Below are 12185 nucleotides of genomic sequence, written 5' to 3' on the forward strand. Positions count from 1 at the left end.
TTCGTTATGCCAACTGGCTATCAACGCCAGAGCCAAATCATTGAACCCAAAGTGCCACTATTCAGGAAGGTTTAACCACCCGTTTCTATACTGCCCCAGAACAGTCTCCACAGGGCTCGAACGGAGACGAGTGAAAACTCGAGCAAAGGGCAAGCAATGGACTGGCTGGGACTGCAACTGTTCACCGAACTGCCGGTAACCGGGCGCATCGTCATCGACTGCCGCCATGAACCGTTACTGGTGCTGATCGCTTTTGCCGTGGCAAGCGCAGCGTGCTTCGCGACCCTCGACATGGCCGAGCGCCAATCCCACACCGAGCTGCGCGCTGCCCAGCGACAATGGCGTGTGCTCGGCGCCTGCTGCCTGGCCGGCGGCATATGGGCCATGCACTTCATCAGCATGCTGGCCTTTCAGGCCCCGGTGGAAATGCATTACGACGTGTCGCTGACCGGCCTGTCACTGTTGATCGCCTTGCTGGTGGCCTGGCTGGCGATGACCAGCCTGGACCGCAGTGAAATGCGCCCGCAGCACTATCTGCAAAGCGCGCTGCTTATCGGCCTGGGCATCGTCATCATGCATTTCGTCGGCATGGCCGCGCTGCAGACCGGAGCACAGCAGTATTACCAGACCGGCCTGCTGCTAAGCAGCGCCGTCATCGCCCTGCTCACCAGCCTTGTCGCGTTGCTGCTGGCCCGCTACTTCCGCAACGGCAGCGGTACCCTTCACCAGACCATGAAGTATGGCGCCAGCCTGATCATGGCCAGCGGCATCGTGGCCACCCACTTCACCGCCATGTCGGCCATGACCCTGGTAATCCCCGCCGACACCGCCTTGCGCCTGCCCTCGGGCGACAACAGCCTGCAGCTGGGGCTGACCATCGCCTTCATCACCTTGCTGATCAGCGGCAGCAGCATCAGCGCCGCCCTGGCCGACAAGAAACTGCAGAGCAAGGAAGACGACCTGCGCCGCTACGGCGTGCTGCTCAGCCAACTGGACCAGGCCCGCGAGTCACTGCAACAGGCCGCCCACTACGACGCCCTGACCAACCTGGTCAACCGCCGTGGTTTCAACCAGATCTTCGCCGAACGCCTGGCAGAGCAGGATCCCAATGAACACCGCCTGGCCGTGATGTTCCTCGACATCGACCACTTCAAGCGGATCAACGACAGCCTCGGCCACGATGCCGGCGACGAATTGCTCAAGGTGATCGCCAACCACATCACGGCTGCCACCCGCAGCCACGACCTGGTGGCCCGCTTCGGCGGTGACGAGTTCTGTGTGGTCACCAGCCTGAACAGCCACGACGAGGCACGCCACCTGGCCCAGCGCATCATGCAACGGATGAAGGAGCCGATCGACCTGGGCGGCCGGCGCATGGTCATGACCACCAGCATCGGCATCAGTATCTACCCCGATGATGGCCTGACCACCGAAGAACTGCTCAAGCATGCCGACCTTGCCCTCTATCAATCCAAAGGCTGCGGGCGCAACAGCCTGCACTTTTTCAACAGCAGCCTGAAAACCCGTGCCAGCCTGGCCTTGCAACTGGAAGAGGAACTGCGCATTGCCCTGCTCGAAGAACGCGGCCTGTGCGTGCATTACCAACCCATCTTCGACCTGCGCACCGGCCAGGTGGCCAAACTCGAAGCGCTGGTGCGCTGGCAGCACCCGCTGCACGGGCTGATGGGGCCTGACCGGTTCATCGGCATTGCCGAAGCCAACGGCCTGATCGTCGACCTCGACCTGTGGGTGCTGCGCCACGCGTGCCAGGACCTGGCCCGGCTTCAGCAGCATGGTTTTACCAGCCTCAAGGTCACGGTCAATTGCTCGGCAGTGACCCTGGGCCATGAAGCCCTGCCCAGCGAAGTGGAAGTGGCGCTGTTCCAGGCGGGCCTGGCGCCTCGCCAGCTGGAACTGGAAGTCACCGAAAACGCTTTGATGGGTGACATCGAGCATACCGTCAGCCTGCTCAAGCGCATTCGCGGCCAGGGTGTCGGCCTGTCGATCGACGATTTCGGCACCGGCTATTCGTCGCTGGCCTACCTCAAACGCCTGCCTCTGGACGTGCTGAAGATCGACCGCTCATTCCTGCAGGATGTGCCCGGCAGCCTGAAGGATCGCGAGATCATCGAGGCCATCATCGCCATGGCCCACACCCTGCACCTGGAAGTGGTCAGCGAAGGCGTCGAAACCGTCGAGCAACATGAGTTTCTGGTCAGCAAGGGCTGCGACTACCTGCAGGGCTACCTGCTCAGCCGCCCCGTGCCGCTGAGCGAGCTACGTTCGCTGCTCGATCAGCTCGACCGCCACGAAAGTGTGTTCAGCCCTTGTTGCGATACAGCTCTACCAGGGTCGCCGGATCTTTTTGCAGATACCCCTGGCTACCGTGCAGGCGCATCAGCTGCGCGGCAAGGCCACTGAGCGGCGTTGCCGTACCCTGCTCGCGGGAAAGCTTGACGGCACCGTCGAGGTCCTTGAGCAAGGTGCGGACATGCCACTTGACCGGTTCGAAACGGCTTTCGGCCATCTGCGGCGCCAGGATCTGCAGCGGCTTCGAATCGGCAAAGCCACCGGCAAGGGCTTCGGCGATCAAGGTGGCGTCGACGCCTGACTGTTCGGCCAGCGCCACCACTTCGGCAATCACCAAGGCATTGCAGGCCACGATCATCTGATTGCAGGCCTTGGTCACCTGCCCTGCTCCCACACCGCCCATGTGCGTGACCCGCTGGCCAAGCACCTGCAGCACCGGGCGCGCCCGCTGCAGGTCAGTGGCTTCGCCACCTACCATGATCGCCAAGGTGCCTGCCTCGGCCCCTGGCGTGCCACCGGAAACCGGGGCGTCCAGCCAGGCCATGCCGCACAGGGCAGCCAATTCGGCAGCCATTTCCCGGGTGGCGGTTGGCTCCAGGCTGGAGAAGTCCACCAGCAACTGCCCGCTGCGCCCGCCCTCGGCGATGCCTTGCTCGCCAAACACCACTTCGCGCACCACTGCCGTGTCGGCCAGGCACAACAGCACCATGTCGCTGTCACGGCACAACTCGGCCGGGCTCGCCGCCAACCGCGCACCTGCGGCCACCAACGTGGCGCATTTGTCCGGGCTGCGGTTCCACACCGTCAGCGAATAACCCGCGGCCAACAGGCGCCGGCACATTGGCAGGCCCATCAGGCCAATCCCGGCGAATCCCAGCGAAGGCAGTGCAGTACTCATGAACGACTCCAGGCAGAAGATTAAAGAAGCGTGACAAACGGGCGATGCAGTGCCAGCTCGACAGAAAATTCCTTAAAACAAGTAAGGGAAACCCCTATCGCACCCGCAAATGGCGCACTGATAGAGTCGCGGCGCTTTGCGTGATGGCCATATGGCATAACCCTCTGATAATCACTGACACCAGGCAAATGGCGCACTATGACCTCTACGAACACTTCTGCCAATGCGGTCCCCGAGTCTTCGGCTCTCCCCAACTTACCGACCGCCAGTGGTGTTCGTGACACGCTGCCGACACGCAGTTCGCCGGCACAGCAGTACCTGTACTTCACCGAGCAGGACATCCAGCGCATCCTCGACAACCTCGACGGCCTGCGTGACCTGGTATTTCCCGGCAACCAGCACATCGAGGGCGACGACCCACTGCGCCTGGAGCAGCAGTTTCCGTCGGTCTGCCTGATCGGCCTGGGCCGTTGCGGCTCGAACATCGCCCTGGACGTGGCCGAACTGGTCTACAACGCCCGCACCTTCTTCCTCAACGAGTTCAACAACGAAGACCGCCTCAAGGGTGAGTCCGGCTACAGCCCGGCACGCTGGATCCGCCAGAACCTGCGCCTGGTGCAGAACAAGGGCGTCAAGCCGGTGTTCCTGGTCGAACCCCTGGTGATGCTCGGCGACCTGGACAAGGACATCGCCGGGCGTATCCGCTTCTCGCGCAAGGGCGAGCGTGGCGAGTTCCTGCGCGACTACAGCAAGATGAAGATCATGGACCTGTCCGAGGTGCATGCAGGCGGTGCCGGCAATGCGCCGATCCTCGGCCAGTACCTGGCCAAGATCATCCTCAACAAGGACACCCAGCGCTTTTCCAGCGCCGACTGGAAGCTGATCCACTCGTACCTGATCGACTCCTGCGGCATCAAGGCCAACCAGTCGCGGCTGTACTTCTACATTTTCAGTGCCGGTGGCGGTACCGGCTCTGGCATGGCGTCGGAATTCGGCCTGGCCCAGCAGTACTCGTACATGAACAAGACCTTCGACACCAAGCCTGCCGACGAGAACGACGGCAAGAGCGGGCACTCGTTCGTCTTCGAGCCGATCTTCACCAGCGGCATCTGCGTACTGCCCAACGCAACGGATCATCGCAGCGAAATGTCCGAAGCCCTGCACATCAACGCCGGCCGGCTGTTGTGCAAATACCTGTCGGAAGAATGGGACTTCTCGTACAACTTCGATAATGAAGACAGCAGCGAAGCCAGCGTGATGGGCCGTATTCGCCCGTGGAACGCGATGATGCTGATCTCCAACGACATCATGCGCTACGCCGAAGAAAGCGATGACGGCACCATCCACAACATCGACGTCAACGCCATGGAGAAGCACGCCAACCAGTACATCTCCCAGCAGATCTTCAACATCCTCACCGCCCAGGCGGTGACTACCGACTACGACCAGAACTACTTTCGCCGCGCGGGCATCGACATTGGCGAAACCATCCGCCTGGACGCCAACGACCTGTTCATGAGCCTGGCCGGCCCGGTGGCGATTGCATACGCCGAGTCGGTAGTGCCCGAAGCCCCTGCGCCAGGCACAGACAAGTTCAAGGTGTTCGAACGCGAAACCCCGCGCCTGGACATCGACGACCTGTTCTTCCGGTCCATCGACCTGCCGCACTTCAACAAGCAGACCCAGGCCATCGAAGGCATCAGCCTGCTGCCGATCGAGTCGCGCCGCTACCGCGCTGCCCTGGAGCAATACCAGGCCTCGGGTTACGACGCCGCCGCACTGCATGACCTGCACTTCTTCAAGAACTGCTCGTCGGTGGTGTCGATCGTCTCGCTGCCCAAGGACTACAAGCTGTCGTACATGGACCTGAACCGGCTCAAGACCCACCTCAACAGCCTGTTCCCCAATACCACACTCAAGCGCTACGCACTGGTGATCGGCGCCTCGGCCAACCTGTCGCTGACAACCCTGATCGCCAAGAGCCCGTGCCTGTCGGACGACTTCCTGACCCTGATCGTGGCCTTCATCAAGCGCTGCTTCGCCCGCACCCCGTACCGCTTCGATGACACCCTGGACAACGCCATCCTCGAGTTCATCACCAGCGAGCACTTCGAGGAGGAGCGGATCGACGACCTGCTCAGCGAGTTCGAGAACCCGGCGAAGATCCTCGACACCAACTGGTACGCGATCAAGCCGATGTACGAGAAGAAGTATCGCGAGCTGATCAACGACAAGAGCCGCTTCGTGTCGATCAACGATATTCGCCTGTCGCGCGAGTGCGTAAAGAAGGCGGTGAAGTACCTGCGCGAGATCTTCCGCCACCGCATCGGCAAGACCCGGGTGATTTCGCTGAACAGCCATACCGGCCGGGTCGATTACTAGACACGACGGGGCCGCTTTGCGGCCCCAATTACGCATCCCGTAAACTGTTACCGCAGCGCCGAATCAGCCCAGCACTGTTACCAACTTCCACCTTACGTGAGCGTCAACAAGCACCAGCATGGGGCGGCTGCGTATTTTTACGCACTAAAAAAGCGCGTCGTTATTCCGATTGCTTGGCCTGAATCACGATGAACGGTGAAACCACCACGGCCCAGATCTCTGGGTCGCGGCTTTGCAGGTCGAGCGCCTGCTCAGCGCTAACCGGCCCGACAGTGCCATCACTGCGCCACTTGGCGAAGATCTCGCTGCGATTCTCGGCCATTGCCGCGGCAACCTCGATCAGGTCGAGGCTGGGGTCGACCCAAATCAGGTCACCCTTGGCCCAGAAACGCTCCAAAGCTTTCCACTCGATTGTCGCCGTCTCGCCGAGCAATTTGGCATAGAGGGTGCTTGTTTGATCAGTCATGGGTTTGTACCCGCAAATTCGGCCAATGAAAAAAGGCCGGCATTTTTGCAGAAAAACCCGGTTTCAAATATGTAATTTGGTCGATTGGCCCCGAAGTCGTGGGGTGGGGCCCGGGATGCAGGCAAAGTGATGGCGCTTTTCTGTATCTTTGTGTCGATCATGCGACAACCCGCGGAACAGGCACTTTTAGCCGGCTTTTCAAGCGCGCGAACAGGGCTCTACACTGTACCGGTACAGTTCCGGGACATGTTCCGGGGGAAGGTGGGCATGCAGTGTGGCGTGGCCATGCCGCAAATCCCGCCCGGTCTGTAGCCCTGGCCGCCAGGACTATAAGAATTACAACAGAATGAGTGGAGCACTATGATCAAGATTTCCAAGCTGTTCGCCGCAATGGTACTGGCCGGGGTAGCCAGCCATTCGTTTGCCGCCGATACCATCAAGATCGGGATCGCGGGCCCTAAAACCGGCCCTGTGACCCAGTACGGCGACATGCAGTTCATCGGCGCCAAGCAGGCCATCAAGGATATCAACGCCAAGGGCGGCGTCGATGGCAAGATGCTCGAAGCCAAGGAATACGACGACGCCTGCGACCCTAAACAGGCCGTGGCAGTCGCCAACAAAGTGGTCAACGACGGCGTCAAGTTCGTCATCGGCCACCTGTGCTCCAGCTCCACCCAGCCAGCGTCCGACATCTACGAAGACGAAGGCGTGATCATGATCACCCCGGCCGCCACCTCGCCGGAAATCACCGCCCGTGGCTACAAGCTGATCTTCCGCACCATCGGCCTGGACAGCGCCCAGGGCCCGGCTGCCGGCAACTACATCGCCGACCACGTCAAGCCGAAAGTGGTTGCCGTTCTGCACGACAAGCAGCAGTACGGTGAAGGCATCGCCACCGCAGTCAAGCAGACCCTCGAGAAGAAAGGCACCAAGGTTGCCGTCTTCGAAGGCCTGAACGCCGGTGACAAGGACTTCTCCTCGATCATCCAGAAGCTCAAGCAGAACAACGTCGACTTCGTCTACTACGGCGGCTACCACCCAGAGCTGGGCCTGATCCTGCGCCAAGCCCAGGAAAAAGGCCTGAAGGCCAAGTTCATGGGCCCGGAAGGCGTGGGTAACGACTCCATCTCGCAGATCGCCCAAGGTGCTTCCGAAGGCCTGCTGGTGACCCTGCCGAAGTCGTTCGACGCCGACCCTGAGAACAAGGCCATCGTCGACGCCATCAAGGCTGACGGCAAGGACCCGAGCGGCCCGTTCGTGTTCCCGGCCTACTCAGCTGTCGAGCTGATCGCCAAAGGCATCGAAGCGGCCAAGTCCGAAGACACCGACAAGGTGGCAGCCGCCATCCACGCCGGCAAGTTCAAGACCCCGACCGGCGAACTGTCCTACGACGAGAAAGGCGACCTGAAAGACTTCAAGTTCGTGGTCTACGAATGGCACTTCGGCAAGCCGAAGACCGAAGTCTCCCCTCAGTAACTGCGTGACTAATAGCTGACCGTAGAAGCCCACTGTGCGAGCAGTGGGCTTTGTTTTACGAGGTTCATGGGCCTGATCCCCGCGATCCGGGGGCCGACCCACCTGAAAATCTTAAAACCGTCACCCGCGGTTTCCTGGCCGTACCCCCGCCAGCGAAATGCAAATCAGGTTTTTAGGAGCGCTGTAATGCCTGAGATCTACCATTTCTTCCAACAACTGGTTAATGGATTGACCATCGGCAGCACCTATGCCTTGATCGCCATCGGCTACACGATGGTGTACGGCATCATCGGCATGATCAACTTCGCCCACGGCGAGGTGTACATGATCGGTTCCTACGTGGCCTTCATCGCCCTGGCGGGCCTGGCCATGATGGGTATCCATTCGTTGCCGATCCTGATGACCGTCGCCTTCGTCGCGACGATCTGCGTCACCAGTGCCTATGGCTACAGCATCGAACGGGTTGCCTACCGCCCCCTGCGCAACAGCAACCGTCTGATCCCGCTGATTTCCGCCATCGGCATGTCGATCTTCCTGCAGAACACGGTCTTGCTGTCGCAAGACTCGAAGGACAAATCCATCCCCAACCTGATCCCCGGGAGCATCTCCTTCGGGCCGGGCGGTGCGGAGGAAGTACTGATCAGCTACATGCAGATCCTGGTGTTCGTGGTCACCCTGGTGGCCATGACCTGCCTGACCCTGTTCATCTCCCGTTCCCGCCTGGGCCGCGCCTGCCGTGCCTGTGCCGAGGACATCAAGATGGCCAACCTGCTGGGCATCAACACCAACAACATCATCGCCCTGACCTTCGTCATCGGTGCCGCCCTGGCGGCCGTGGCGGCCGTGCTGCTGAGCATGCAGTACGGGGTGATCAACCCCAACGCCGGTTTCCTGGTGGGCCTGAAGGCCTTCACCGCGGCAGTATTGGGCGGCATCGGCAGCATCCCGGGCGCCATGCTCGGCGGGCTGGTGCTGGGCGTGGCCGAAGCCTTCGGCGCCGACATCTTCGGCGACCAGTACAAGGACGTGGTGGCATTCGGCTTGTTGGTTCTTGTCCTGCTATTCCGGCCGACCGGCATCCTGGGCCGCCCGGAGGTTGAAAAAGTATGAACAGAAATCTCAAACAGGCGTTCTTCAGCGCCTTGCTGGTATGGGCCGTGGCCTTCCCGGTGCTGGGCCTGAAGCTGAGCATCGACGGCATCAGCCTGGCGGTGCACAGCCAAGGGTCGTTCACCATCGGTATCATCGCCGTGTGTTCGGTGCTGATGTTCCTGCGCGTGCTGTTCGACAAGCAGTGGAGCTCGGTGATGGGCCGTCGCTCGGACCGCAAGCTGATCCCGCCAGCCGTCAGCAACTACCTGACCCTGCCGAAAACCCAGCGCTACGTGATCATCGGCCTGATCGTCGCGGCTTTGGTGTGGCCGTTCTTCGGCTCGCGCGGGGCGGTCGACATCGCCACGCTGATCCTGATCTACGTGCTGCTGGGCCTGGGCCTGAACATCGTGGTCGGCCTGGCCGGCCTGCTCGACCTCGGCTATGTCGGTTTCTACGCCGTCGGCGCCTACAGCTACGCGATGCTCTCGCACTACCTGGGCTGGAGCTTCTGGGTCTGCCTGCCGATCGCCGGCCTGATGGCCGCCACCTTCGGCTTCCTGCTCGGCTTCCCGGTGCTGCGCCTGCGCGGTGACTACCTGGCGATCGTGACCCTCGGCTTCGGCGAGATCATCCGCCTGTTCCTGCGTAACCTCACCGACTGGACCGGCGGCCCCAACGGCATCAGCAACATCCCCAAGCCGGAGTTCTTCGGCCTGACCTTCGAGCGCAAGGCCGCCGAGGGGATGCAGACCTTCCACGAGTTCTTCGGGCTGGAATACAACTCGATCAACAAGGTCATCTTCCTCTACCTGGTTGCCCTGCTGCTGGCCCTGCTGGCGCTGTTCGTGATCAACCGCCTGCTGCGCATGCCGATCGGCCGTGCCTGGGAAGCGCTGCGTGAAGACGAGATCGCCTGCCGTGCGCTGGGCCTGAACCCTACCATCATCAAGCTCTCGGCGTTCACCCTGGGTGCCTGCTTTGCCGGTTTCGCCGGCAGCTTCTTCGCTGCGCGCCAGGGCCTGGTGACGCCGGAGTCGTTCACTTTCATCGAGTCGGCGATCATCCTCGCCATCGTCGTGCTCGGTGGCATGGGCTCACAACTGGGCGTGATTCTCGCGGCCATCGTGATGATCCTGCTGCCGGAGCTGATGCGTGAGTTCAGCGAATACCGGATGCTGATGTTCGGTGCGCTGATGGTGTTGATGATGATCTGGCGTCCGCAAGGCCTGCTGCCTATGCAACGTCCCCACATGGAGCTGCGTCGATGAGCCGCGAAATTCTGCAAGTCAGCGGCCTGAGCATGCGCTTCGGCGGCTTGTTGGCGGTCAACGGCGTGGCCCTGACCGTCAAGGAAAAACAGGTGGTGGCGCTGATCGGCCCGAACGGCGCCGGCAAGACCACGGTGTTCAACTGCCTGACCGGCTTCTACAAGCCCAGCGGCGGTACCATTCTGCTCGACGGCCAACCGATCCAGGGCCTGGCCGGCCACCAGATCGCCCGCAAGGGCGTGGTACGCACCTTCCAGAACGTGCGCCTGTTCAAGGAAATGACCGCGCTGGAAAACCTGCTGATCGCCCAGCACCGTCACCTGAACACCAACTTCTTCGCCGGCCTGTTCAAGACCCCGAACTTCCGCCGCAGCGAGAAGGAGGCCATGGAGCGCGCCCAGTACTGGCTGGAAAAGGTCAACCTGACCGAATTCGCCAACCGTACCGCCGGCACCCTCGCCTACGGCCAGCAGCGCCGCCTGGAAATCGCCCGCTGCATGATGACCCAGCCACGGATCATCATGCTCGACGAACCCGCCGCGGGCCTGAACCCGAAGGAAACCGAAGACCTCAAGGCACTGATCGCCTACCTGCGTGAGTCGCACAACGTCACCGTGCTGCTGATCGAGCACGACATGAAGCTGGTGATGAGCATTTCCGACCACATCGTCGTGATCAACCAGGGCACGCCCCTGGCCCACGGCACGCCGGAGGAGATCCGCGACAACCCTGATGTGATCAAAGCCTACCTGGGGGAAGCGTAAATGCTGAAGTTCGAGAACGTTTCCACCTTCTACGGCAAGATCCAGGCGCTGCACAGCGTCAACGTGGAGATCAACCAGGGCGAGATCGTCACCCTGATCGGTGCCAACGGCGCCGGCAAGTCGACCTTGCTGATGACCCTGTGCGGCTCGCCCCAGGCGCACAGCGGCAGCATCAAGTACCTGGGTGAAGAACTGGTCGGCCAGCCGTCCTCGCACATCATGCGCAAGAGCATCGCGGTGGTGCCGGAAGGCCGCCGCGTGTTCGCCCGCCTGACCGTCGAGGAGAACCTGGCCATGGGCGGCTTCTTCACCGACAAGGGCGACTACCAGGAGCAACTGGACAAGGTCCTGCAGCTGTTCCCACGGCTGAAGGAGCGTTACATCCAGCGTGGCGGCACCATGTCCGGTGGCGAGCAGCAGATGCTGGCCATCGGCCGGGCGCTGATGAGCAAGCCCAAGCTGTTGCTGCTCGACGAGCCTTCGCTGGGCCTGGCGCCGATCATCATCCAGCAGATCTTCGACATCATCGAACAGCTGCGCCGCGATGGCGTGACGGTGTTCCTGGTGGAGCAGAACGCCAACCAGGCACTGAAGATTGCCGACCGGGCGTATGTGCTGGAGAACGGCCGAGTGGTGATGCAGGGCACCGGTGAGGCACTGCTGACCGACCCGAAGGTGCGCGACGCCTACTTGGGTGGTTGAATGAAAAAGGGCCTTCGGGCCCTTTTTTCTGCCCGCAGGACGTGTATCGTGGCCAGCTCTTTGGCAAAGATTCTCCGGAGCCCGCCCCATGCGCCTCACCCCTACCCTGCTGCTCACTGCCCTGCTGCCCCTGTTCGCTGGCTGCCAGTTGCTCGCCGAGCAGCCCCGTGACCCGAATATCGGCACCACGCGCATGCAGGGCGAACTGAGTGCAGGCGGCGGCCGGCTGTTGTTCAAACCTTGCGGTGAAAGCCGCCACTTCGTGATCAATGACGTCGCCGGCACCGGCATCCTCCAGGAGTCCGTCAGCCTGGCCAAGGACACCAACGCCAAATTGTTCGCCGACGTCCGTGGCCGCCTCACCGGCGCCAAACAGGCCGACAACGATGGCCAGCTGGAAGTCAGCCGCCTGTACCGCCTGGAGCCCTCCACCCGCGCCTGCGACGACCCCAACTTCAAGCAGCTGACCCTGCGCGCCAATGGCCACGAACCGGACTGGGACATCAAGGCCAGCGGCAAGGGTATGGTGCTCAACCGTGTCGGCAAGGACCCACTGCCCTTGCCGTTCCTCGAAGAAGAAGTGCCCGGCGGCGGCCTGACCCTGACCAGCGAAGCCAACGGCCAGCACGTTGAACTGTGGGTCGCCCCGCAACGCTGCGTCGACAACATGAGCGGCGCCGTGCGTCACCTGCGCGCCGAGCTGCGCATCGACGGCCAGACCCTGCGCGGCTGCGGTTACTACGGCGGCGCGCGCGACAACTGATCACCGGGCGCTTTTATCCTGCCAGTCGGGGCGGCTAACAGCTTATACTTGGCGGTTTGTG

Annotated in this window: 10 protein-coding genes; 8 read left to right on the top strand and 2 right to left on the bottom strand. The window is 61.8% G+C overall.

What is annotated here, in order from left to right; genetic code table 11:
- Positions 1-156: 156 nt before the first annotated feature.
- A complete protein-coding gene (locus tag N430_RS25870; RefSeq protein WP_110639638.1) occupies positions 157-2421 on the top strand; it encodes a bifunctional diguanylate cyclase/phosphodiesterase in 2265 nt (754 codons plus the stop codon).
- Here N430_RS25870 and N430_RS25875 read toward each other — a convergent pair.
- On the bottom strand, positions 2321-3208 hold the full coding sequence (locus N430_RS25875) for an NAD(P)-dependent oxidoreductase (protein ID WP_110639637.1): 888 nt from the start codon (positions 3206-3208) through the stop codon (positions 2321-2323). The two genes, N430_RS25870 and N430_RS25875, sit on opposite strands and share 101 nt — an antisense overlap.
- Before the next feature lie 198 nt (positions 3209-3406).
- Here N430_RS25875 and N430_RS25880 point away from each other — a divergent pair, with 198 nt between their 5' ends.
- Positions 3407-5590, top strand: coding sequence for a hypothetical protein (locus N430_RS25880; protein WP_110639636.1), 2184 nt, complete (start codon positions 3407-3409; stop codon positions 5588-5590).
- A gap of 160 nt (positions 5591-5750) precedes the next feature.
- Here N430_RS25880 and N430_RS25885 read toward each other — a convergent pair whose 3' ends face one another.
- The gene (locus N430_RS25885) at positions 5751-6056 is read right to left on the bottom strand and encodes a DUF2288 domain-containing protein (protein ID WP_110639635.1); all 306 of its coding nucleotides are present in this window, start codon (positions 6054-6056) and stop codon (positions 5751-5753) included.
- A gap of 360 nt (positions 6057-6416) precedes the next feature.
- On the opposite strand from N430_RS25885, the gene N430_RS25895 reads away from it, so the two are divergent.
- The 6 genes from N430_RS25895 to N430_RS25920 all read left to right on the top strand — a co-directional run bounded on the left by N430_RS25895 (position 6417) and on the right by N430_RS25920 (position 12124).
- Entirely contained in the window at positions 6417-7532 is a 1116-nt protein-coding gene (locus N430_RS25895; protein ID WP_054891749.1) for a branched-chain amino acid ABC transporter substrate-binding protein, read from the top strand.
- 186 nt (positions 7533-7718) lie between these two features.
- A complete protein-coding gene (gene livH, locus N430_RS25900; RefSeq protein WP_110639633.1) occupies positions 7719-8642 on the top strand; it encodes a high-affinity branched-chain amino acid ABC transporter permease LivH in 924 nt (307 codons plus the stop codon).
- Positions 8639-9895, top strand: coding sequence for a high-affinity branched-chain amino acid ABC transporter permease LivM (locus N430_RS25905; RefSeq protein ID WP_110639632.1), 1257 nt, complete (start codon positions 8639-8641; stop codon positions 9893-9895). Before livH ends, N430_RS25905 begins: the two co-directional genes overlap by 4 nt.
- Entirely contained in the window at positions 9892-10659 is a 768-nt protein-coding gene (gene livG / locus N430_RS25910; protein ID WP_008097486.1) for a high-affinity branched-chain amino acid ABC transporter ATP-binding protein LivG, read from the top strand. The genes N430_RS25905 and livG overlap by 4 nt, the downstream gene beginning before the upstream one ends.
- Positions 10660-11361: an ABC transporter ATP-binding protein gene (locus N430_RS25915; RefSeq protein ID WP_003254879.1), complete on the top strand. Its 702-nt coding sequence runs from the start codon at positions 10660-10662 to the stop codon at positions 11359-11361.
- 88 nt (positions 11362-11449) lie between these two features.
- Positions 11450-12124 (top strand): COG3650 family protein, encoded by a 675-nt coding sequence (locus N430_RS25920; RefSeq protein ID WP_110639631.1) that lies wholly within the window; start codon positions 11450-11452, stop codon positions 12122-12124.
- Positions 12125-12185: the final 61 nt, after the last annotated feature.

Source organism: Pseudomonas sp. CC120222-01a (assembly GCF_003097235.1).
Lineage (GTDB): Bacteria > Pseudomonadota > Gammaproteobacteria > Pseudomonadales > Pseudomonadaceae > Aquipseudomonas.

What these genes read in the sequence shown, in the direction of transcription:
- N430_RS25875 (WP_110639637.1), bottom strand. Translation starts at nt 3,208, where the DNA reads ATGAGTACTGCACTGCCTTCGCTGGGATTCGCCGGGATTGGCCTGATG.
- N430_RS25895 (WP_054891749.1), top strand. Translation starts at nt 6,417, where the DNA reads ATGATCAAGATTTCCAAGCTGTTCGCCGCAATGGTACTGGCCGGGGTA.
- N430_RS25920 (WP_110639631.1), top strand. Translation starts at nt 11,450, where the DNA reads ATGCGCCTCACCCCTACCCTGCTGCTCACTGCCCTGCTGCCCCTGTTC.
- livG (WP_008097486.1), top strand. Translation starts at nt 9,892, where the DNA reads ATGAGCCGCGAAATTCTGCAAGTCAGCGGCCTGAGCATGCGCTTCGGC.
- N430_RS25880 (WP_110639636.1), top strand. Translation starts at nt 3,407, where the DNA reads ATGACCTCTACGAACACTTCTGCCAATGCGGTCCCCGAGTCTTCGGCT.
- livH (WP_110639633.1), top strand. Translation starts at nt 7,719, where the DNA reads ATGCCTGAGATCTACCATTTCTTCCAACAACTGGTTAATGGATTGACC.
- N430_RS25885 (WP_110639635.1), bottom strand. Translation starts at nt 6,056, where the DNA reads ATGACTGATCAAACAAGCACCCTCTATGCCAAATTGCTCGGCGAGACG.
- N430_RS25870 (WP_110639638.1), top strand. Translation starts at nt 157, where the DNA reads ATGGACTGGCTGGGACTGCAACTGTTCACCGAACTGCCGGTAACCGGG.
- N430_RS25905 (WP_110639632.1), top strand. Translation starts at nt 8,639, where the DNA reads ATGAACAGAAATCTCAAACAGGCGTTCTTCAGCGCCTTGCTGGTATGG.
- N430_RS25915 (WP_003254879.1), top strand. Translation starts at nt 10,660, where the DNA reads ATGCTGAAGTTCGAGAACGTTTCCACCTTCTACGGCAAGATCCAGGCG.